Source organism: Pseudoalteromonas sp. QJM3NY_22, assembly GCF_056173065.1.
This window is the reverse complement of record NZ_CM149655.1, coordinates 4,188,588-4,210,942: the sequence shown is the minus strand read 5'-3', so window position 1 is coordinate 4,210,942 and position 22,355 is coordinate 4,188,588. Positions and strand designations below refer to the sequence as shown.

The following is a 22,355-nucleotide window of genomic DNA, read 5'->3' as shown; positions in this document are numbered from 1 at the left end:
AAACTAAACTAAATGTAAGTACAGGTATAGGAGCTGAGTATTGAAAAATTTATTCGTATTAACTTTCAGCCTAGCCAGTGCTTACTTTTTAACTGGATTTGCTAGTAATCTTCTTCTTTCTATTGATGGTTATGCCGTTGCTTCATGGCCTCCTTCGGGCATTGCACTGGCTGGACTTTTACTGTGGAATCGTAGAGCTTTACCTGGCATCATTATTGGTGCGTTATTAACAAATATAGTTAACCTCGATAGCGCATCTGATATCTTCAATCGGCAAATTGCCATTCAAGCCTTGTTAGTTACTACAGCGTCTGTGTTGCAAGCATGGATAGGCGCTCAATTTATTACAAAAGTTATAAAAGCCCCCCTTGATCTCTCTTCTTTAAAGCATTGTATACAAAGCTTATTTATAGCTGGTCCAGTGTGTTGTGTTCTGGCTGCAGGAGTCGGTACGTTTTTATTAGTTAGTAATCACGTAATACCAGCACATGGCGCTATTGATAATTTTATCGCATGGTGGATAGGTGATAGCGTTGGAGTATTAATTTTTACTCCGCTGGTGCTTGCTGGGTTTAACTATCAACAAGTTCAAAATAGGCTGCAGGTTATTATTCCTTCTCTAATGATATATATCATTATTAGTGCAGGATTTTATACTGCGTCTAATTTTAAAAAAGAAAAAGAAATACAAAAACAAGAGCTTAAAATATTGTCTGTTCAAGATGCTATAAGCCAACGAATTGATGAAGTGTCAGCCCATCTAAGCTTGCTAGCAACATTTTTTGCAAGTAGTGATGAGGTGACTTTTGATGAATTTAAGCTATTCACTTCTAAACAGCTTAGTTATAGTCAAGAAATTGTTGCATTTGAATGGGTACCTTACATTTCAGCAGAGCAATTAGCCGATTTTGAACGCTCAGAAAACACTCAATACATTGATGATTACTATGTAAAAGAAAGATGGTCAGAAGGGGTATGGGAGCCAGTAAGTTCACGTGACTTTTATTACCCTGTACTTTATGCATACCCATTGATTGGTAATGCAAGTGTTGTTGGTTTTGACTTAGCCTCAAATAAAGGGAGGGCGGCAGCATTACACAAAGCAAAAATTTTAAATGAGCTAGTGCTAAGTGAGCCCATCGATTTAGTACAAAATACGCAAGAAAAAGGTGTGTTATTTTTGCACCCTGTTTTTGGAAACTCCACTACTGAAGATGACTTTAAAGGGTTTGTTGTTGCAGTAGTAAGCCTTAAAAAATTATCGCAATCGTTATTATTTGACCAAAATAACCTCGTTGCAGCTAGCTTTTTAGATGTGACTTTACCCAATCAAAAACAGAGTATTTACACAGCCGATACTCATTCTTTTGAACTATTAAAAGAATACCAATTACTTATTGGCAAGCGGATCTGGCAAGTGCAATTACATGAGCCTGTAGTTAGAACATCATGGTTAATGTATTGGCTTGCACAAATAGTAGGTATGCTATTTGTGTGGTTATTAATAACTTTTTTGATTTCGGTTACTGGTACAAATATACAAATTCGTGAGCAAGTGGCAAAACAAACTCGTGTTTTACGTCAAGAAAAGCAAAAAGCTGATGAAGCAAGCCATATTAAAAGCCAGTTTTTAGCTAATATGAGTCATGAGGTGCGCACACCTATTAATGGTATAAAAGGACTGCACTATTTAGCGCTGCAGCAAAATGATTGGCCACAGGCTCGAACTTATATAGAGCAAGCGGATGGTGCGCTTGGTGTGTTACTGAGGGTATTAAACGATGTACTCGATTTCTCTAAGATGGAAGCTGGCAAACTTGATTTAGTACAAGAGCCAATTAATGTGGGTCGCTTAGTGGATGAAGTGACGAATTTAATGCAATTTGAAGTAGATGTTAAGTCACTGGAATTGCATCTCGATTACGATAAAACAACAAACTTAACTATTCATACCGATCCTATTCGTTTAAAACAAATACTTTTAAATTTACTTAATAATGCAGTTAAATTTACAGCGCAAGGCTGCATAACACTTAAAGTATGGCAATCAAAAAAGATGACTTATTTTAGTGTTAACGATACGGGTATTGGTATTAGTGAAGCAGCTCAAAAACAGTTGTTTAAACCTTTTTCTCAAGCCGATAGTTCTACTTCTCGACAATATGGTGGCACAGGACTAGGTTTGAGTATTTGCAAAAAACTGGTTGAGTTGATGGGAGGGGCTATTGATTTAGCTAGCCACGAGGGTAAAGGCTCTACTTTTACATTTAGTGTGCCGTTGAATTCCCCCCTACCAAAAGCAGAGCAGGTACAGCAACAATATAATGAGATAGATGTTGAGAGCTTATCGTTTACTGATTATAAGCTGCTTTTAGTTGAGGACAATTCTTTAAATCAACATGTTGCTAGTGCAATATTAAAGACCAAGGGGTGTGTAGCTGATATTGCGAGTGATGGGTTTGAAGCAATAAAAATGTTGACTACCAATAGTTATGACATTGTGCTGATGGATATTCAAATGCCAAATATGGATGGTTTACAGGCAACCAAAGTTATCCGTAATGATTTAGGGCTGATTGATTTACCTATTATTGGTTTGTCTGCCAACGCGCATGATGATGATGTTAAAAAAGCAGTTGCTTGTGGAATGGATAACTATATAACCAAGCCAATTGATGCTAATACGCTATTTAAAACACTGTGGCATCATTTATCACATAAATAAGTTACGTTATTTTTGCACAAAAAGCAGACATATGACCGCTTAAACTTACCGCAAACCATATAGACTTGAAAAATAACTATATCTGCGTATCATGCGCGCAAATTTAACTAAACTGGGTTGCTATTATGATCAATAGAAAATTACCTTTGCTAGATATTCACCGCCATTTAGACGGTAATGTACGTGCGCAAACCATATTAGAACTTGGTCGTCAGTTTAATATAGAGTTACCTGCAGATAATGTTGAGGCACTCATTCCTCATGTTCAAGTTATTGATCCTGAGCCAAATCTTATGGCTTTTTTACAAAAGTTAGATTGGGGTGTTGCAGTACTTGGCGACTACGATGCGTGTAGGCGCATAGCGATTGAAAACATTGAAGATGCTCAAGCCCAAGGCCTTGATTACGTAGAGCTTCGTTTTAGCCCTTACTATATGGCACAAAGCCAAGGTTTACACCCGCAAGGGGTTGTAGAAGCGGTTGTTGATGGTATTAAATCAGCAACAAAAGGCGCAAACATAAAAGCAAATTTAATTGGTATTTTATCGCGTACTTATGGCGTAAAAACATGCCAGAAAGAGCTTGATGCATTACTCGCATTTAAAAATGATTTAGTAGCGGTTGATTTAGCGGGTGACGAAATTGGCTTCCCGGGTGAGTTGTTTGTAGCGCACTTTAAACAGGTACGAAATGCCTATTTAGCATCGACTATTCATGCTGGAGAAGCTCTTGGTGCTCCGAGTATTTGGCAAGCAATTAATGAATTAGGGGCGAGCCGAATAGGGCATGGCGTTAAAGCCATTGAAGATCCAAAGCTCATGGATTACTTACGCGATAATCGCATTGGTATTGAGTCATGCTTAACAAGTAATATTCAAACCAGTACAGTGAGCGACCTAGCTAAGCATCCACTTAAGCAGTTTTTAGATCACGGTATTTTAGCGTGTATTAATACTGATGATCCTGCTGTGGAAGGGATTGAAATTGAGTATGAATATGCAGTTGCAGCACCTCAAGCTGGTTTATCTCAAGCTGATATGGAAAAAGCCCAAGCAAATGCATTAGAAATAGCATTTTTAAGCGATGGCGATAAAAAAGAACTTTCGGCAATCGTTAGCGCACGTTAATTTAAGAGTATTAAAAATGCCGCTTTATATAAGCGGCATTTTGTTATCGAGCTATAGTCGTTTCTGGTGTATGAGAAAAAGTCATTGCGATGTAATCTGTTAATTGATCTTGACCGGATCAACAATTAACCAGAGAGACATCGCAATGACTGAAAATGATAATGTTATTTCCATTGAAAAACCAGACAATCCGTTAGAGCAGTTGCTTAAAAGCGGGGCGCAGCAGTTGTTAGCTCAAGCGATTGAGGCTGAGTTGGCTGTTTTATTGGCTCAATACCAGCATGAGACCGTCGAGGGACTTCAGCGGATCGTCAAAAATGGTCACCAGCCTGAGCGTACGATCCAAACAGGCCTTGGTGATATTGAGGTCAAAATACCTAAAGTCAGGGATCGAAAAAAGGAAGGCATTAAATTCAATAGTGCCTTGATCCCGCCTTATCTGAAACGGACAAAAAATATCGAAGAGCTGATCCCATGGCTCTATTTACGAGGAATTTCGACGGGTGATATGCAGCCCGCTTTAGTGTCTCTTTTAGGCGAGCAAGCCAAAGGTTTGTCGGCCAATAGTGTCTCTCGGTTGAAATCCACCTGGGAAACGGAGTATCAGCAGTGGTCTAAACGTTCCTTGGCTAAACGTCGATATGTGTATATCTGGGCCGATGGGATTTACAGTAAAATTCGAATGGATGATAAGCTGTGCTTACTGGTAATTATGGGGGTAGATGAAACGGGCAGAAAGGAGCTATTGGCGGTGGTTGACGGGGTTCGTGAGTCTGAGCAGAGCTGGACTGAAGTGTTAAATCAACTGCGCTCACAGGGTCTAACAATACCACCAAAATTGGCCATAGGGGATGGTGCGCTGGGGTTTTGGAATGCCCTCACCAAAGTATGGCCAACAACCCAACATCAACGTTGCTGGGTGCATAAAATCGCGAATGTGCTAAACAAAGTGCCGAAATCAATGCAACCTAAAATCAAAGCGAATTTACAAGATATCTGGATGGCAGAGAGTCGAGCTTCTGCTTATAAAGCGTATGATTTATTTGTTAAAAATTACTCAGTCAAATACCCAAAAGCGACGGATTGCTTGATGAAGGATAAAGATGAAATGCTGGCATTTTATGATTATCCTGCTGAGCATTGGATGCACATAAGAACGAGTAATCCGATAGAGTCAACGTTTGCGACGGTAAGGCTGAGAACGCATAAAGTGAAGAGTTGTGGCAGCCGGACAACCACCTTAATGATGGTTTTTAAACTCGCGCAGTCGGCAGAGAAAAAATGGTACCGCTTGCGAGGATTTAAGCTACTGGCTGAAGTAATTACAGGGGTAAAATTTAAAGACGGCGAAAGAATAACTCAAGATCAAACAGAGCATCAAGATGAGCTCATACACCAGATTTGACAATAACTCTTTGTTATCTGCAATTTAGTGTGTTTGGCAGCTTATGTAATTATCGTAAAGTGCTTTAAGTACATCTGCCCGGCTGATCATACCGATTACTTTAATGCCATCTACAACTGGGTAGTTTTTTGGTTTACCAGGCTGCATTTTTTCAGCAAGCTCAATAATATTTGTATCACCATCTATAGTAACGACTCCTGTTTGCATAAGCTGCGATACTTTTACTATACCATCACAAAAATAACTGCTTTGCATAAGTGGCTTTAAAAGCTCTTGTTCGGAAATAAATCCGACTAAGCATTTATCTTTATCGAATACTGGTGCACCAAGTAGTTTAAATTTTTGTAGTTCTGCTATGGCTGTCGTCATTTCTGTATCTGGTGTGATATTTGGCAACTTGCGTTGCATAAAATCTTTTACTTTTGTATTTAGCATTTGGGTCTCTCCCGCTGATGTTCTATACAAAGTATGGTTTATAGATAGGGATTTAGGAAATTGTTTATATTGATGGGGTTGATAGGTTTTAACTATTAAATATTTGTTGTTATAAAAATAAAGGCACCGATTAGGTGCTTTTATTTATAACTGAAAGTAAATTTCAATTATTTGATAAATGCGAATGCGTCGGCGTACATGTTTTCACGAATTGCACCATGGGTAATAAAGTCATCGCGGACTATACCTATCATGTCAAAACGACCCGCCATATAAATATCATATGGGGCAAGTGATACGATATCTTGCATTACGGCTTTGTGTACATAGCCAGTATGACCTTGCCAATTCGCTGATGGATTTTCTACCACAGGGATAAACTCAAAGTTTTTATGGCTATCGGCCCATGTTTGCATTTCTGTGCGCGCGTATAAAGCTGACTCTTCTTTTACACCCCAGTAAAATAATACAGGACGGTCGCACTTAATTTCAGCTAAGTGATCAGCCATTGATTTTGCGTATGAAAAACCAGTACCGCCGGCGAGTAAAATAATAGGGCGCTCACATTGCAGGCGCAACTGTGAAATACCTAGGCCAGCTTCAATGTCTACTAACTGCCCTGTGGTATGGGCGTTTCGTAAATGTTCTAACGATTGCATTGCATAAGAATCGGCACCAGATGCGCCAATATGCAGTTCTATTGCATCGCACTGTGAAGGGCGGCTAGCAATAGAAAAAGCACGTTTGTCTTTTTCGCCTAATACGAGTTGCATGTATTGGCCAGCTTCAAAGGTCACAGGTTGTTGTGGCTTTAAAATTACTTTATGAACAAATTCTGTAAGTGGGCTGATAGCTACAACTTCAGCTTTTAATGTTTGCATTTTTTACCTTTTAGCAGCGCTTTTAACAGCAGATACGCAATCGAATGACTCGATTCTAGCATATCTGCAGGGTTATTTTATAGCCTGTTATGTACTTACATATAAACACTTAAACAATATTAAGGCTTTCCCAAATATCATCTACGCGGTCTTTGGTGTCTTTATCCATAACAATAGGCTCGCCCCATTCGCGGGTGGTTTCGCCAGGCCATTTATTGGTAGCATCCATTCCCATTTTTGAACCAAGGCCAGAGACTGGCGATGCAAAATCGAGATAATCAATAGGCGTGTTTTCTATTAATGTTGTATCACGCGCAGGATCCATTCGGGTTGTTATAGCCCAAATAACATCTTCCCAATCACGGGCATTAATATCGTCATCGCACACAATTACAAACTTGGTATACATAAACTGACGTAAGAACGACCAAACCCCCATCATCACGCGCTTGGCATGGCCAGGATATTGTTTTTTCATTGTTACAATCGCCATACGATATGAGCACCCTTCAGGCGGAAGGTAAAAGTCAACAATTTCAGGAAATTGCTTTTGTAATATCGGCACAAACACTTCATTAAGTGCTACACCTAAAATCGCAGGCTCATCAGGCGGTCGGCCAGTAAATGTGCTGTGATAAATAGGATCTTTACGATGCGTTAAGTGAGTGACCGTCATTACTGGAAAGTCATCTACTTCATTATAGTAACCGGTATGGTCACCATAAGGGCCTTCTGGCGCCATTTCACCAGGCATTATGTAACCTTCAAGTACTATTTCTGCACTGGCAGGGACTTGTAGGTCATTTGAAATAGATTTTACAACTTCGGTTCTGCTACCACGTAATAAGCCAGCGAATGCATATTCGCTTAGAGTGTCAGGTACAGGCGTTACAGCACCTAATATAGTGGCAGGATCGGCACCTAGTGCTACCGATACAGGGTAGGGTTGCCCTGGGTTTTCTTTACACCATTCTTGAAAATCAAGCGCGCCACCACGATGTGACAACCAACGCATAATTATTTTATTTTTTCCTAATAATTGCTGGCGATAAATACCCAGATTTTGGCGTTTTTTATATGGGCCTTTAGTGACCGTAAGGCCCCAAGTAATTAATGGCGCTGCATCACCTGGCCAGCAATGCTGAATGGGCAACTTAGTTAAATCGACATCATCACCTTCTAAAACTACTTGTTGGCAAGGCGCTTTTTTAACTTCTTTTGCTGGCATATTAAGCACTTGCTTAAAAATAGGTATAGCGCCTAGAGCTTCTTTAATGCCTTTTGGTGGCTCAGGCTCTTTTAAAAAAGCGAGCAGTTTACCGACTTCACGTAGCTCGCTAACCTCTGTTTGGCCCATTCCCATAGCAACGCGCTTTGGTGTACCAAATAAGTTGGTAAGCACCGGCATATCGTAGCCTTTTGGATTTTCGAATAATAACGCAGGACCTTTTGCACGCAATGTGCGATCAGATATTTCGGTCATTTCAAGATACGGGTCGATTTCTTGGGTGATACGTTTAAGTTCGCCTTTTTTCTCAAGTAAATCGATAAAATCACGTAGATCTTTATATTTCATTGTGGGCCGCTATTAAGCAAAAGAGTTGAAGTATTATACCCATTTCATGCAAGGCAAGTCATTACTTGTGCTTAAAACTTAAAGCGCTCTACGGCACTCGTTAGAGAGTGTGCAAGTTGATTTACGTCTTCACTTTCGCTTGCTAGGGTTGTCGCGTTTTTGGCATTTAAGGTGGCTTGCTCTGTTACCTTTGCCATTATTTTTTGGATGTCGTTACTATTAGTTAACTGTTCATGAGAGGCCTTTGCTATTTGTTCGCTCATTTGATTAACCGATAGTAATGTGCTTTTTATACGCTCTACAGCTTTATTTAGTTCAGCACTATTTTCAACACATTTTTTGGCTTGTTGTTGGCCATCATTAATTTCACTTTGTGTTGTTTTAGTATGCTGTTGTAATGTTTGGATCATGGTATTTATTTCGCTTGTTGAGCTTTGTGTACGCGCAGCTAGTGAGCGAACTTCATCAGCGACAACTGCAAATCCTCGTCCATTTTCACCAGCTCTTGCCGCTTCTATTGCAGCATTGAGCGCAAGCAAGTTTGTTTGCTCAGCAATACTACTAATAGTCTCTACAATGGCACCAATGAGTTCGGTAAATTCAGCAAGCTCTTTTGTGCTACTAACTGCCTTATCTAAACGGCTTAATAGTGCCTCAATACTTTGGCTATTTTGATTGGCTATTTGGTTAACGTCATTAGCAAACTGTGAGGCGTTAGTTATTTCATTTGATGTGCTATCAGCTTGTTCGTACACGGCTTGTGAATTATCTAGCATACTTTGTGCAAGCGCAGTTGCTTGTGCGCTCCGCTCTAGCTGTAGTTGGGCAACAATGGTCATTTGCTGGCCTTTTTCACTGGTTTGAATCGCTGATTTGTCTAGTTCATGTGCATCGTTACTAATTGCTTTTATTAAATGGCTTAAGTCGTCACTAAGTTTATTAATATTGTTAAGTAAAGTGCCAAACTCATCTTTACTGCGTGGATGGCTGCGCTTAGAAAAGTCACCTGAGGCTATGCAAGCTAAATCACGATTTACTTTATTAAGGGGCTTTAGCATTGCATTGGTGGTAAAAATTGAAATTATGATCACCAGTATAATCAGTACAAGGGCGATTATAATTACCGAGCTTGAGCCCATATTAATGGCTGATTTGGCATTATTTTGAAGGGTGTTAAATCGTTCATCAGCAAGTTTATTAAGTTTAAGTAATTGGTTTTCTGTGTTTATAAATTCTTGTTGAAAGCGTTCAAATTTTTGTTGCGCCGTTGTTTTGTTTTCAATCGTTTTCTTTTGTTTTACATAAATACCATTTGGCGCATTTAAGAGATCCCTTAAATCGTTGAACTCAATAGTAAGTTGGCCGATGTTTAGATCATTACTAAAAGGTGTCGCCTGCTGCTCTAGGTAAGTAAAGTTAGGCTGAATATTATCGAGTAAAAACAAAGTATCTTGTTGGTGATTACTTAAGTCGCTAGTACTTGTAGTTTGAGTGATGCTTTTAACATTGTTACTTAAATTAAATAGTAGATCATCAATACGTGTTGCCGTACCAAACATAGAATCGAGTAGAGGCTGTTGTGTTGAGGGTACTTCTAATAGCTCTATATCAAGCAAACGATTACTCAAGCTACTCAATTGCTCAATGAATTCTTTAATAAGTGATAGGGCCGAGTTTTGTGCTTTAAATCGTTGTTCCTTTGCACTAAACATTGCAGCACTTATTTTGCTTAGTTGATTAAAGTTATCAGTTGTTGCTGCAAGTAAAGCTTGCATATTTTGCTGCTGAAACAGTTGAGATTCAAGCGCATTAAGCATTGTTAGAAATTGCTCTTGCTCTGCGTATGCTTGGTCTTTATTTCGCAATAGTGAATCTGGTTTGGTCTGGCTGTAAGCAACAGCATTAAATTTAGTTATGGAAAGAAGTGAAAGCCTTAAATCTTTACTAACTTGTTGTACTGGAACGGCTAAGGTTTCTATACGTGAAGTAGTAATACTAATTTGGTTTAACGACCAATAAAAAAACACACAGCTAGTCAGCATTAACAGCCCTATGGCAGAAAAAGCTAAGATTATTTTATGTTTTATAGCAATAGAGCGCATAACTTCATCAACAAAATTAACACTTTATTTAGTGTAGCAGTGTTTTTTAGATGTTGTTAATTGGTGGCTAATTAATAATGCATTGCTGCTTTTTCCCTGAAATTATAAGCATGGCGTGATTATCTTTACCCCAAAACAGTACATTTTCGCTTATGTACTTATTCCCTGATGCACTTTTTTCATGATTAATTAAATGCGTTTCGTTGTTAAAAGTAAGCTCAGCATATTTATCGTTGATAATACTTAGTGTTAGTTTGTTTTTACCACATAGATAGGTAGTATTTACTTGCTGTTCGCTACATGCGATTAAGCTAAGTAAGCTGACTATAATTGCTATATTTATTTTCACTCTTACCTCCATCTACGTTCAAAATGATCATCTTTGGGAAGCCCTGCCCTTAATTCTAATTAGAGATTAACAAAGCTAAATTAACCGTTGGTGAAAGTAGTGCTTTACGTTATGTTTATAGCAATATTTTTTGAGCTCGGAAGCTTTATGGCAGGCACTAACCTTTTAACGTTATTAGATGATATAACCACTTTACTTGATGATATTGCGACAATGAGTAAAGTAGCAACAAAAAAAACAGCGGGTGTATTAGGCGATGACTTAGCACTCAATGCACAGCAGGTTACAGGTGTAGCAGCAGAGCGTGAATTACCGGTTGTTTGGGCTGTGGCAAAGGGCTCATTTTTAAATAAAGCGATACTCGTACCCGCCGCTTTATTAATAAGCGTATGGCTGCCTTGGTTAATAACACCGCTTTTAATGATGGGTGGTTTGTTTTTATGTTTTGAGGGAGCTGAAAAAGTATTTGCTAATTTTTTACCTCATCATAATGAAGTAGTTGATGAAAGCGAGAAACTAGATTTAGTTGAGTACGAAAAACAAAAGATTAAAGGCGCTATAAGAACAGACTTTATTCTTTCTGCTGAAATCATTGTTATTACGCTAGGTACTGTTGCTGGTGCTACATTATTTAACCAAGCTTTAGTGCTCTGCGTTATCGCAATTATAATGACTATTGGCGTTTATGGCTTAGTGGCAGGTATTGTAAAACTGGATGATGCCGGACTTTATTTACTTAACCAATCAAAGGTGAAGGCTAGGGCGTGTTGATCTTTGCGGTATAAAAAACAAACAGCATAAGGATAAGGTATAATTGAATTCGCTAAAAAACGTTACACCGAACCCTCATGCCAAGATTAATGTTAACAGACGCGACATGGAATGTCTTATCAAAAGTAATGCACTTAAGTGGTCGAATTTATAATAAGCCTGAGCATAGAAAAACGCTCGAAGGCATACTCTATAAGATGCGTACCGGTATTCCTTGGCGAGATTTACCGTCTTATTTCGGCTCGTGGAGTGCTATTTATAGACGATTTAATTTATGGTCCAAAAAAGATATTTTGAATGAATTATTTCGAGTGTTATCCCACTATGCTGATATGGATTGGATCTTTATTGATGGCAGTATTGTCAGGGCTCACCAGCATAGTTGCGGTGCAAGAACCGCTGACAATGAATCAATCGGTAAGAGTCGAGGTGGTAATTCGACTAAAATTCATCTTGCAGTAGATAGCGGAGGATTGCCTGTTTATTATGAATTATCCTGTGGAAATACGCATGATATCGTCCATGCAGAGTCACTTGTAGCCAATTGCCCAACGAGTAATGTTGTTGTCGCAGATAAAGGCTACGATAGTGAAAAACTAAGAGAGTTTATTCGTGACAATAGCGCTACACCCGTTATTCCACGCAAGGATAACAGTTTAGTGGGTAATGAAGATATTGACTGGTGCATGTACAAATATAGGCACTTAGTTGAGAATGCCTTTGGTCGGATCAAACAATATAGAGGGATAGCCACACGGTATGAAAAGCTTGAGCGGAATTATCATTCCATGCTCGCTTTAGCATTCACTATGATGTGGCTACCAATATGGGCTGATTAATATATATACTACAAAGATCAACAGCCCCTAATAAATTTAAAGAATTACTAGGTAAAGGTTTGCTTGCCGCCGCACCTAGGCTAATGCAGTTTTTAGCGTTTGCGGGCACCATTGCGATGTTCTTAGTAGGCGGCGGTATTTTGGTCCATGGTGTTGCGTTGCTGCATCATATACAGTTGGATGTAACAAGCTATGCTCAATCGGTTGCTGGCGGTACAGGAGAAGTATTAGCACCTCTCTTGTTTGATGGTTTGCTAGGCGTTATTGCCGGCTTAGTTGTTGTGCTTATACATGTAGGTTATACAAAGTTATTTACAAAATAATTTATAGCTGGCGTACTTGTTGCGCCAGCTATATTAAAGTTCACTCATTTACAGATAGTTATTTTACAAAGTGACTCCAATTCAAATTGTGCTTTAGTATTTTTTTGCTCAATGGCCTTTTTATACCAATAAATAGCTTGCTGTTGATCCTGATCTATTCCCTGACCATCACGATACATTTGCGCTAAATTTAATTGCCCCCACTGAGAGCCTGCTTCAGCAGCTAGCTTAAAGCTATTAAATGCTTCAACAAATAACTTATCTTTAAAATAAATTATGCCTTGTTGATTGTTTTTATCGAGTTTTAAACCTTTATATAGTGGCTTAGGTTTGGGAGGGAACATCACAAACCCGCCATAAAGGCTGTTGGCATAAGGTCGCAGCACGTCATAAATAGCTTCGTCTTTATACAAACGCTTTACTTCATCACGAGGGAGAGTGATTGTTTTAGTGGAAAAGTAATTGTCTTGAATTAGCTGGCTGGTACGCATTGCCAAAGTAATACTATTATTACGTTTATAGCTGTAGTTGCTTATCTGAAAGGTAATAAACTGTTTATCAAAACTTAAAACTTGAGCAATTCTTAAATTGGTTAGGGTCCAGGGTTCGTGTGTAAATTTATCGGCGTGTACTAAATAGGTGTCATATATTTTAGGTGTATTCAAATAGCTTTGCTTTTTAGTCTCGGTATCAAGATGCTGTTGATAAAAAAACGAAACAATCCAAAGTAATAAAAATGCGCCAATAAAGTATTTGGGTAGGCTTAGTTTTTCTATTAACGGTAGTTGCGTTATTTTAACCTGTTCGCTTTTTCCGCATTGATAGCACTCGCGTTTATAACTTAATTTTAAGGCAAGCATAGGTAAAATACTAAACCGTAAATAGCGGCTTTTATTTACTAAATGGTAGGCGTCGCTTTGACAATGAGGGCAGCGTGTTGTTTGTGCAAAATGTGGAAATGATTCACTCGTGTTGAAAAGTAACATAAAGCACGCTCCTTGTTTAATTACCTAAAGGTAAAACAAGAAGCGTGTTAGTTAAAGCCACAAACTGTAAGTAAGTATGTCTGTTATTACTTATTTTGAGCTTTAGGCTTAATAGTTGTTTTTGCATCGGCAGCCATTAGAGCAAATACAGCGTATGCAGCGGTATTTTGACGAAGCTTAGCAGGTGTTACTTTATCAAGCGTATCGTCAGCTGTATGGTGGTAATCAAAGTAATCTGTTCCATCTTGAGCAAGTTCAAAAATAGGCGCTGAGGTTGCTGCTTTAAGTGGAATTAGATCGGGGCCACCATTCGCTTGGTTTTTACCAATATGCTCAATATTTAACGGCGAAAGTTCTTTTGCAATAGCACGCACTACAGGAAGTGACTCTGCGCTTACGTTCGATTCAAAAGCATATACAACATCGGCGCCAAAATCAGACTCAGCGGCTGCAACAATATTGCTTAGCTCGTTTTTATGCTTTGCAAAATAGGCTTTTGCACCCCAAAGGCCTAGCTCTTCGGCTGCAAAAAGTACCACACGAATACTGCGCTTAGGACGTTTTACATCGCTAATATGTTTAGCGGCTGCCATTGTTAGTGCAACGCCTGCGCCGTCATCTAATGCGCCAGTCCCTAAGTCCCAAGAATCTAAATGCCCGCCAATTAATACATATTGCTCAGGGTTTTCGGTACCATTAAATTGGCCAATAACGTTATAACCAGTGCCTTCACCAAGGCTTTCGGTTTGCACATTAATATTTACCGATACGTCCTTATTTAAAGCGACTAAGCGTGCTATTTGATCTGCATCTGGGTTAGCAATGGTTACGTTAGGTATTTTTGTAACACCTTCTTTATAGTAACTACCACCGGTGTGTGCAAAACGATGATGACCGGTACTTACCGAGCGCATCATGTAGGCAACAGCGCCTTTTTTAGACGCTTCTATAGCGCCAGTTGCACGTGCTTTTACAGCAGGTCCGTAACCATTCCCGTCTATATCGCGGTTCATGCGGTAATTAATATACGCAATTTTGCCTTTTAAGCTGTTCGCCGGTGCGGCTTTTAGTTCATCAAGTGTTTCGAACAAGACTACTGGTGCGGTAATCCCATCTTTTGGGGTACTTATACTGTTACCTAATGCAGTTAAGTGCAGTGGTTGCTCGCTTGGTGTTAGTATTTTTCCGCTTTCACTATAACGGCGCCATTCAGGAAAAGTCGCTTCTTCAAGCCATACTTTATCAAAACCAAGCTCATTAAATTTAGCTTTAGCCCATGCCATTGCTTTTTTATCATTTTCAGTACCAGGTAAGCGAGGGCCTACTTCAGTTGTTAATGACTCTAGTAATTTATAGCTTAGATCACTATTTAGTGCAGAGGTGCGCACTTCATTGACTTGTTGTAATTGCTTTTGGGTAAATTCGGCGTTGTTAGCGTTTGCAGCCATACTGCTAGTAAGCAGCAGTGCGGTAATTAATTTTTTCATTTTGGTAGGCCTTTTTAATAATTAGTGCTATTAGAACATGTAACAAACATGATAAAAAATAGATGAGATGAATAGGCTTTGTAATAGGTTTAATGCTGTTAGGTATAAACGTTTAGATATAAAAAAAGCCCGCGTACATGTACGCGGGCTATATTTTAAAGCTGTTATTTAAGGCATTTATTTAAAAGCTAAATTGCGCAGCTAAACGAAGATTAGTACCTTCGCCAACAGTTACATTATTAGTGCCGCCACCACCTAAATAGCTTTTATCAAATAAGTTTTTAACGTTAAACGTAGGTTGATATCAGTATTGTTTATATTAAATTTGTAAGTTGCACCAACATCAACACGTGTATATGCATCTTTAGTAATTGTATTATCGCTATCTGCAAAGCGCTCGCCTTCATAAAAAGCACCAGCGTTAAAAGCAATCGCATCATTTAGCTCATAACGAGTCCAAAGTGATGCCGACCATTTAGGTGCGTCGGTCGGGCGTTTACCTTGCAGCTCATCATTCGCTCTTTCATAGTTCGCATCTAAATACATCGTAGAGGCCATTACAAATAAACGATCGGTTGCAGCGCCTTGTGCTGCAACTTCAAAGCCTTTGTGGCGTTGTTCGCCAACCTGATTTGTCTCGGTTGTAACTGAGCCAATAGGAGCTACAAGGTCTTCAGTGACCAGCGTTCCGTTTTTACTTATATCGAAAACGGCACCACTAAGCAGTAAACGGTCATCAAGCAGTTGCCATTTTATGCCAAGTTCTCTTTGTTCAGAGGTAACAGCATCTATTTCCATACCGAAGTTAATATCAGTTTCGTCGGTGATGGTCTCATTTTGTGGCTCAAAGCCTTCTGAGTAACTAGCGTATATAGTTGCAGAAGCATTTGGGTGATAAAGCACACCTACTTTTGGTACAAATGATTCGTTATTTTGGCCTTCACGCGTTTGCTTATCGTAACGGCCACCTAGCGATAATTGCCACTCTGGTGAGAACGAAATTAAGTCTTGAACGTAAATACCGTAGTAGTCGTATTCAGTTTCGCTTATTGTATCATCTGTTTTATAGCTGATTGATGGACGAGATGGCTCGTCTTGACCTGCTGAATAGTAAAGGTATTCTTCTTTAGGCAGTGCTGTGCGTAATTGCCCGTAGTAGTAATCAAGCGAGTTAGCGCCTACTAATAACTGGTGTTGAATGCCCGCGGTTTCAAACTCACCAATAAAATCAATAAATGCAGTTTTAAATTGCCAATCATCAAAGCGATCGTAAGGGCGAGATTCATAGCTGTCACCTTCAGCAAAGCCATTAGGCATGCGAGGTGCTGACTCAAAGCGTTGGCGTTCAAACGTTTGTTCGTTGTAACCAAGTTTTACTTGCCAGTTATCGGTTAAAAATACCTCTAGGTCTACACCTAGGTTTTCTACGGTTATGTCGGTAAATGCCCAAGACATATCACGGATTGTTTTATCATCGCCAATTACATTTGCATTGTCGTCTATCCATGCGCCCGTATCTAAACCGGCTTCGTCGTCTGTGCGGTCGTAATGTACACGCACTAATGCGTTGTCGCTAATATCGTAATCTACAACTAAAGCACCTAAAAAGCGGTCGCGTTCACGGTTTTCGCCGTTTTGGTATTCACGCCAGTAGTCAACGTCTTGCTTTACTAAAATACCACGAGCACGTAAATCTTCCGATTCAGTTAATGCGCCTGCAGCATCAACCATAAAACGGGTTGAGCCATGCTGATCTACATCGGCACTGGCATTAAATAATGTTTGTGCTGTAGGCTTTTTAGTGACCATATTAACCAAGCCACCCGGGCCTGACTGACCATATAAAATGCTTGATGGACCTTTAATTACTTCAACCTGTTGCAATATTTCGATGGGTTGTTGATAGTGTGACCAATGTTGATGCCCGTCGCGTAAATAACCCGTAGATGAACTTAGCTCAAACCCACGCAAGTTAAATACTTCACGGTTTCGTTGTTGTGAGCCAGCTGTTAGGCTTGCGTCATTTGTGAGTACTTCGCCAAGGGTAGTGGCAAGTTGTTCGCTAATAATAGTGTCGGTTATTACAGTAACAGATTGTGCAGTTTCAAGTAATGAAGCTGATGTTCTCATTGCGCCATTGGCGTTATCTACTTTGTAATCGTTAAAGTAGCTACCTTTTACTTCTATGCGTTCAAGGTCGGTAGAGTTTGCATGTGCGTTTGCGGTAATACTTGCTAATAGTGCTATGTAAAGAGAGTTCAGTTTCATTAATTGCTTCCAGGGCAGATATGTAAAAAACAATCAAGATTTTAATGCAAACTACTGTCATTTTTAACACCTTTCATTAACCTGTTTATAATGTGTTTGCTAATGGTTGCCAATTACGAATTCTGCTATTATTAGCGGCATATTTAGTGGGACTTTCTCCCATGTTATTTTATTGCTATGGAATTTACTGTGACTTCAACTGCTTTTTCATCTTTGGCTTTACCAGCTGGACTCGTTGATAATTTATCAACACTTGGCTATGCCCACATGACACCTGTGCAAGCGCAAAGTTTGCCGCCTGTACTTGCTGGTAAAGATATCATTGCTCAGGCAAAAACCGGTTCAGGTAAAACTGCTGCGTTTAGCTTGGGTGTTTTAGCTAAACTAAACGTAAAACGTTTTCGTATTCAATCTTTAGTGTTATGTCCGACTCGCGAACTTGCTGAGCAAGTTGCAGTTGAAATGCGTAAATTAGCGCGCGGCATTCATAATATTAAAATACTGACGTTATGTGGTGGTGTTTCAATTGGCCCGCAAATTGGTTCACTTGAACATGGCGCGCATATCATTGTTGGCACACCTGGGCGTGTTGATGATCATATCCGTAAAGGTACTTTGCGTTTAGATGATGTTGAAACACTGGTACTTGATGAAGCAGATCAAATGCTTGATATGGGTTTTCAAGACACACTTGATGCAATTATTGAGCGTATTCCACAAAATCGTCAAACATTGTTATTTAGTGCAACATTCCCAAGAGCTATTGAAGCAATTGCTAAGCGTGTACTTCAAAATCCAGAAATGGTTAAAGTAGAAGAAGAGCAAGCTAAAAGTACAATTAAGCAGTACTTCTACAAAATGGATAATAACAAGCAGCGCTACCCAACGCTTAAATTATTGCTACTTAAATTTACGCCACAAAGCTGTGTTGTATTTTGTAATACCAAAGTAGAAACACAACAAGTGTGTGATGATTTAGCTGACGAAGGCTTCAGCGCTGTTGCATTGCATGGTGATTTAGAACAACGCGATCGTGAACGTACGCTAATTCACTTTGCAAATAAAAGTGCTTCAATACTTGTTGCCACCGATGTTGCAGCACGTGGTTTAGATATTGATGACATGGACATGGTTATTAACTACCATTTAGCACACGACACGCAAACACATGTACATCGTGTTGGTCGTACTGGTCGCGCTGGTAAAAAGGGCATTGCATGTTCGATTTATGGTGAAGCCGAAGCGTTTAAAATTGCACAAATTGGCGATCATTACGAACGCGATATTACGCCTGAGCAAATGCCTCCGTTTAATTTATTAGACAAGCCGCCGTACCGCCCAGAAATGGTTACTTTAATGATAGATTCAGGTAAAAAGCAGAAAGTGCGCGCTGGAGATATTTTAGGTGCTCTGACAGGTAAGGATGGGGTTGCAGGTCGTCAAGTAGGTAAAATTAATGTACTCGATAACGTAGCATTTGTTGCTGTTGAACGTAACTCATCAAAACCAGCACTTCGTAAATTAACCGAAGGCAACATTAAGGGGCGTAAAATACGCGCTCGTCGCCTTACACGTTAATTTATATTTGAATTAATGTGTTAACGAGCAGCTGCTTTTAGTTGCTCGTATTCTCCTTTTACTTTTTTAAATTTTATTTCGCAGCCGCCAGGCTTGTCAGGATGATTTTTGAGAGCTTGTTGCCGCCAGCGTTTTTGTAGCTCTTTAAGGGTAAAGTTAGTTGGCAATTCCCACTCAGCAGTGAGCTCATCATAATTTTCTTTTGTTAACGTTACTGTTGTATCTGCATGTTTTACCCTCTCCCAAAAACTAGTCAAGAGTGCATCCACTTCTTGTGCTGAGGCGTCGTAATTTTCCCAGTTTAGATAATAGTCCTTCAAACTTGTTTTAATTATTAGTGGGTACTCACTCTCTTTTTCTAAAAGTTCTATATGCAAAGCTGAAACTAACAATGTTTGCGGATGAAGCTGAGTTTGAAGTTGATACAGTGCATTCATGATGAGAAAGTTGCGCTTAAATAAATCACGATCAGGATTTTTATCAAGTGATTTAATTGCACCACTATTTATAAGTTCTGATGCTAGAATATGAACTTGCCAAACTTGCTTTGTTAATATTAAATCAAATATCTGGTCAATCAGTGGGTTAAGCATTGTTTACGCCCTAGTAATTGGTGTATCTTCGATAAAGATTACATTGTTATAAGTAACAATCTGAAGGATTAAAATTATGCGAGGCAAGTTTAAGTGCCTTTTATTCATTGTATGTAGTGCGCTAGCTCCACCGAGCTGTGCACAAAATGCTACTTTGTTACTTGATGAGTTTAAACAACAACAGCAATGGAGTGCAAAGCTTCAATCTGGTAATACATTGCTGGAAATGCAGGCAACCACCGCTAAAGATCGTGCTTTAGTGTATTCAGAGTTGGGTAATTTAGCATTTTCTAACGGCCAATATCCTGATGCATTACACTATTTTAAACTACTCGAAAAAGAAACATCCCTCTCATTTTTACCTACAGAAAATTTTCGCGCAATAAAAATGCAAGGGGTGATACTGTTTTATCAAGGCTTATTTCAGCAGGCTATTGTTGAATATAGTCGTGCATTGGTTATTGCTGAAAATAACAATGAAAAGCTTGAACAAGCTAATATATTAAATAATATAGGTTTAGCCTATTTTGATATGCATAATTTAAAGCTCACTCTTGATTATTATTTAAAAGTACAAAGCCTCTATGAAACTGAAGGTAGCGATCAGGATAAGGCTGATATTTTGCTTAATATCGCTGGAGTTTATGTGCGGTTATCGCGATATGACAGTGCATTCGCTATCTATAAAGATGTTCTTCAAGTTTACCAAAAGCTAGGAGATCAAAGTGGTATTGCCCAAGTATATAACAATATGGGTGTGGCTTCTTTTGAAAGTAATCAATTCGACTTAGCACTACATTACTACGAGTTAGCACTGCATTATTATTTATCTGTTAATGACTATAACCACTTATCAACTCAGTACACCAATTTAGCGAATATTAACTTAATATTAAATAAAGTGGATGTTGCCTATGAACAAGCAAGATTAGGTGAGAAATTTGCACTTAAAATTTCAAATCAAAGTTTGGAGCTTAATGCGCTATATGCTTTGGGAAAGGTACAATTTGTAAAAGGGGAACTCGATAAAGCTAAAATGAGCTTGGAGCGTTCAACAGCGCTTGCCCACGAGTATAAAAGTGAGCGGATGATCCGAAATGGTTTAGGCACCAAGTCATTACTTGAAGCAAGCCAAGGTAATTACTCTAGTGCAATGATCCTTCATGAAAAGTTTATAGGTGAACTAAGACTATTGAGAAGCGATAGTATTATTAATGCATTGGCTGCATTGCAGGATCAATTCAAAGCAACTCAATTAAACCAAGAAATAAAGCAACTTAAGCAAGAGCGCAAAGTACAAGAATTAAAAATGGCTCAGCGCTCTCAGCTCACTTTGTTTGTTTTTGTATTGTTATTCTTGGTTGTTGTGACTGGTGTGGCACTGTATCGGCGTGGTGCAGAAAAGCGGGCGAAACATCACCTAGCTGAGCAGGTTGAGCAGCGTACAGCTGAATTGCAAGCAGTGGCGCAAGAATTAAGAGAAGCTAATGATGTAAAAAGTCAGTTTTTAGCAAATATTAGTCATGAAATTCGCACTCCTCTGACCGCAATTTTAGGCCAAACTGATGATTTAATTAACGGACTGTATGAACCTGAGCAACTTCAAGATGAATTAGAGATAATTCAACGCCATAGTGATCATTTAAAGAGTTTAATTAATGATGTGCTCGATTTAAGTAAAATAGAAGCAAACAGATTAGAGCTCAGTATTTCTTGTTTTGATATTGTGCAGTTAATAAATGATGTACACGCTATGTTTATTACTCAAGCGACAGCAAAAAACCTACGTTTAGTGTTAGATAATCAAATTGGTGATGAGTTTTACACAAAATTAGATTTAATTCGTGTTAAACAAATACTCATTAATTTATGTGCTAATGCGATCAAGTTTACCCATTCAGGCCAAGTAGTGATTGTTCTAAATAAGACAGAACAAGGAGTCGTATTGGTCATTAAAGACACCGGAATTGGTATGAACTCAACACAATTAAAACTGATTTTCGAGTGCTTTAGCCAAGCTGATAACAGTATTAGTCGCCGATTTGGTGGTACGGGTTTAGGTTTGAGTTTGTCGCAGCAATTAGCCTCTATGATGGGAGGTTATATTAGTGTGCAAAGCGAATATAAGAAAGGCAGTCAGTTTTCATTCTTTTTACCGTGTGTAAAAGTTTCGAAAGAGCAGGGTCTTGCCGAATTACAAGCTCCAGTTTTAAAAGACAAGCAGTTAAGTGGGAGGGTTTTACTTGCTGAAGATCACCCTGATAATCGAAGGCTAATAAGTCGTTATTTACGCTCAATAGGACTCGAAGTTATTGCAGTTGAAAATGGTGAGCAAGCCGTTGAACAATGCTTGCAAGAAGATCCAGATATAGTCTTACTCGATATACAAATGCCAGTGATGGACGGACGAGCTGCCTTTCAATTATTACAACAATGCGGTTTTCAACGTCCTATTTTTGCTTTAACTGCGAATGCAATGAGCCATGAGGTGGATGATTATTTAACACTAGGGTTCAGCGGATATCTAGCCAAACCTATCGATAAAGAATTATTTTATAAAACGTTAACTCAGTATCTTGGTTACACTAAAACGCCACAACAAGTTGAACAAAGTGATATTGATATGAGTGACTTGGTTATTAGTTTTAAGCAGAGTTTTACTTTAGAAAATGAGACTATAACACAGCACTTTATATGTGAAGATTTTGAAGCATTACAAAAAGATAGTCATCGTATTTTAGGTGCAGCGCAAATGTTTGGGCTGGATGAAATAGCGCAAGCAGCTAAAGATCTAGACAGAGCTTTATTACAAAAAGAAGATAATAGGAATAAGCAACATATCAAAGAGTTAGTGTTTAACCTGCAAGCTATTCTTCGAAAATACATGAAGGTTAACACATAAGTCAAATT

General features: G+C 38.9%; 14 protein-coding genes and 3 pseudogenes. 8 read left to right on the top strand and 9 right to left on the bottom strand.

What is annotated here, in order from left to right; all coding sequences use genetic code 11:
- Positions 1-40: 40 nt before the first annotated feature.
- The 3 genes from AC0VZ4_RS19440 to AC0VZ4_RS19430 all read left to right on the top strand — a co-directional run bounded on the left by AC0VZ4_RS19440 (position 41) and on the right by AC0VZ4_RS19430 (position 5,257).
- On the top strand, positions 41-2,725 hold the full coding sequence (locus AC0VZ4_RS19440) for a CHASE domain-containing protein (protein ID WP_475440474.1): 2,685 nt from the start codon (positions 41-43) through the stop codon (positions 2,723-2,725).
- 125 nt (positions 2,726-2,850) lie between these two features.
- Complete coding sequence (gene add / locus AC0VZ4_RS19435) at positions 2,851-3,852, top strand: adenosine deaminase (RefSeq protein ID WP_008136170.1); 1,002 nt, start codon at positions 2,851-2,853, stop codon at positions 3,850-3,852.
- 145 nt (positions 3,853-3,997) lie between these two features.
- Entirely contained in the window at positions 3,998-5,257 is a 1,260-nt protein-coding gene (locus AC0VZ4_RS19430; protein WP_475439694.1) for an IS256 family transposase, read from the top strand.
- A 24-nt stretch (positions 5,258-5,281) separates the two neighbouring features.
- Here AC0VZ4_RS19430 and AC0VZ4_RS19425 read toward each other — a convergent pair whose 3' ends face one another.
- From AC0VZ4_RS19425 to AC0VZ4_RS19405, 5 genes are all read right to left on the bottom strand, one after another.
- Complete coding sequence (locus AC0VZ4_RS19425) at positions 5,282-5,692, bottom strand: CBS domain-containing protein (protein ID WP_007377343.1); 411 nt, start codon at positions 5,690-5,692, stop codon at positions 5,282-5,284.
- Between the two features lie 167 nt (positions 5,693-5,859).
- Positions 5,860-6,573, bottom strand: a complete 714-nt coding sequence (fre, locus tag AC0VZ4_RS19420; RefSeq protein ID WP_475440473.1) for an NAD(P)H-flavin reductase — start codon at positions 6,571-6,573, stop codon at positions 5,860-5,862.
- A 109-nt stretch (positions 6,574-6,682) separates the two neighbouring features.
- On the bottom strand, positions 6,683-8,149 hold the full coding sequence (gene ubiD, locus AC0VZ4_RS19415; RefSeq protein ID WP_007377345.1) for a 4-hydroxy-3-polyprenylbenzoate decarboxylase: 1,467 nt from the start codon (positions 8,147-8,149) through the stop codon (positions 6,683-6,685).
- A 71-nt stretch (positions 8,150-8,220) separates the two neighbouring features.
- Positions 8,221-10,251 carry a methyl-accepting chemotaxis protein gene (locus AC0VZ4_RS19410; RefSeq protein WP_008136175.1) on the bottom strand — a complete coding sequence of 677 codons (2,031 nt, stop codon included), beginning with the start codon at positions 10,249-10,251 and terminating at the stop codon, positions 8,221-8,223.
- A gap of 67 nt (positions 10,252-10,318) precedes the next feature.
- Entirely contained in the window at positions 10,319-10,600 is a 282-nt protein-coding gene (locus AC0VZ4_RS19405) for an MliC family protein (RefSeq protein ID WP_007377347.1), read from the bottom strand.
- Positions 10,601-10,747: 147 nt separating this feature from the next.
- On the opposite strand from AC0VZ4_RS19405, the pseudogene AC0VZ4_RS19400 reads away from it, so the two are divergent.
- The 3 genes and pseudogenes from AC0VZ4_RS19400 to AC0VZ4_RS19390 form a co-directional block, all read left to right on the top strand.
- A pseudogene (locus tag AC0VZ4_RS19400) lies at positions 10,748-11,359 on the top strand (DUF808 domain-containing protein); the annotation flags it as partial.
- Positions 11,360-11,448: 89 nt separating this feature from the next.
- A complete protein-coding gene (locus tag AC0VZ4_RS19395; RefSeq protein ID WP_475439610.1) occupies positions 11,449-12,210 on the top strand; it encodes an IS5 family transposase in 762 nt (253 codons plus the stop codon).
- A gap of 23 nt (positions 12,211-12,233) precedes the next feature.
- Positions 12,234-12,533 (top strand): annotated as a pseudogene (locus AC0VZ4_RS19390) (DUF808 family protein); the annotation flags it as partial.
- A gap of 44 nt (positions 12,534-12,577) precedes the next feature.
- Here the strand turns inward: AC0VZ4_RS19390 and AC0VZ4_RS19385 are convergent.
- The 3 genes and pseudogenes from AC0VZ4_RS19385 to AC0VZ4_RS19375 all read right to left on the bottom strand — a co-directional run bounded on the left by AC0VZ4_RS19385 (position 12,578) and on the right by AC0VZ4_RS19375 (position 17,274).
- Positions 12,578-13,519, bottom strand: a complete 942-nt coding sequence (locus AC0VZ4_RS19385; RefSeq protein WP_008136177.1) for a tetratricopeptide repeat protein — start codon at positions 13,517-13,519, stop codon at positions 12,578-12,580.
- 86 nt (positions 13,520-13,605) lie between these two features.
- Positions 13,606-15,006 (bottom strand): M20/M25/M40 family metallo-hydrolase, encoded by a 1,401-nt coding sequence (locus AC0VZ4_RS19380; RefSeq protein ID WP_475440472.1) that lies wholly within the window; start codon positions 15,004-15,006, stop codon positions 13,606-13,608.
- Positions 15,007-15,187: 181 nt separating this feature from the next.
- Positions 15,188-17,274 (bottom strand): annotated as a pseudogene (locus tag AC0VZ4_RS19375) (TonB-dependent siderophore receptor).
- 189 nt (positions 17,275-17,463) lie between these two features.
- Here AC0VZ4_RS19375 and dbpA point away from each other — a divergent pair.
- The gene (gene dbpA / locus AC0VZ4_RS19370) at positions 17,464-18,852 is read left to right on the top strand and encodes an ATP-dependent RNA helicase DbpA (protein WP_475440471.1); all 1,389 of its coding nucleotides are present in this window, start codon (positions 17,464-17,466) and stop codon (positions 18,850-18,852) included.
- 20 nt (positions 18,853-18,872) lie between these two features.
- Here the strand turns inward: dbpA and AC0VZ4_RS19365 are convergent, their stop codons facing one another.
- A complete protein-coding gene (locus AC0VZ4_RS19365) occupies positions 18,873-19,445 on the bottom strand; it encodes a DNA-J related domain-containing protein (RefSeq protein WP_475440470.1) in 573 nt (190 codons plus the stop codon).
- Positions 19,446-19,521: 76 nt separating this feature from the next.
- Here AC0VZ4_RS19365 and AC0VZ4_RS19360 point away from each other — a divergent pair, with 76 nt between their 5' ends.
- The gene (locus tag AC0VZ4_RS19360) at positions 19,522-22,347 is read left to right on the top strand and encodes a tetratricopeptide repeat-containing hybrid sensor histidine kinase/response regulator (RefSeq protein ID WP_475440469.1); all 2,826 of its coding nucleotides are present in this window, start codon (positions 19,522-19,524) and stop codon (positions 22,345-22,347) included.
- Positions 22,348-22,355 lie beyond the last annotated feature (8 nt).

What these genes read in the sequence shown, in the direction of transcription:
- AC0VZ4_RS19360 (WP_475440469.1), top strand. Translation starts at nt 19,522, where the DNA reads ATGCGAGGCAAGTTTAAGTGCCTTTTATTCATTGTATGTAGTGCGCTA.
- AC0VZ4_RS19365 (WP_475440470.1), bottom strand. Translation starts at nt 19,445, where the DNA reads ATGCTTAACCCACTGATTGACCAGATATTTGATTTAATATTAACAAAG.
- fre (WP_475440473.1), bottom strand. Translation starts at nt 6,573, where the DNA reads ATGCAAACATTAAAAGCTGAAGTTGTAGCTATCAGCCCACTTACAGAA.
- AC0VZ4_RS19430 (WP_475439694.1), top strand. Translation starts at nt 3,998, where the DNA reads ATGACTGAAAATGATAATGTTATTTCCATTGAAAAACCAGACAATCCG.
- AC0VZ4_RS19395 (WP_475439610.1), top strand. Translation starts at nt 11,449, where the DNA reads ATGCCAAGATTAATGTTAACAGACGCGACATGGAATGTCTTATCAAAA.
- AC0VZ4_RS19385 (WP_008136177.1), bottom strand. Translation starts at nt 13,519, where the DNA reads ATGTTACTTTTCAACACGAGTGAATCATTTCCACATTTTGCACAAACA.
- add (WP_008136170.1), top strand. Translation starts at nt 2,851, where the DNA reads ATGATCAATAGAAAATTACCTTTGCTAGATATTCACCGCCATTTAGAC.
- AC0VZ4_RS19410 (WP_008136175.1), bottom strand. Translation starts at nt 10,251, where the DNA reads ATGCGCTCTATTGCTATAAAACATAAAATAATCTTAGCTTTTTCTGCC.
- AC0VZ4_RS19380 (WP_475440472.1), bottom strand. Translation starts at nt 15,006, where the DNA reads ATGAAAAAATTAATTACCGCACTGCTGCTTACTAGCAGTATGGCTGCA.
- AC0VZ4_RS19425 (WP_007377343.1), bottom strand. Translation starts at nt 5,692, where the DNA reads ATGCTAAATACAAAAGTAAAAGATTTTATGCAACGCAAGTTGCCAAAT.
- ubiD (WP_007377345.1), bottom strand. Translation starts at nt 8,149, where the DNA reads ATGAAATATAAAGATCTACGTGATTTTATCGATTTACTTGAGAAAAAA.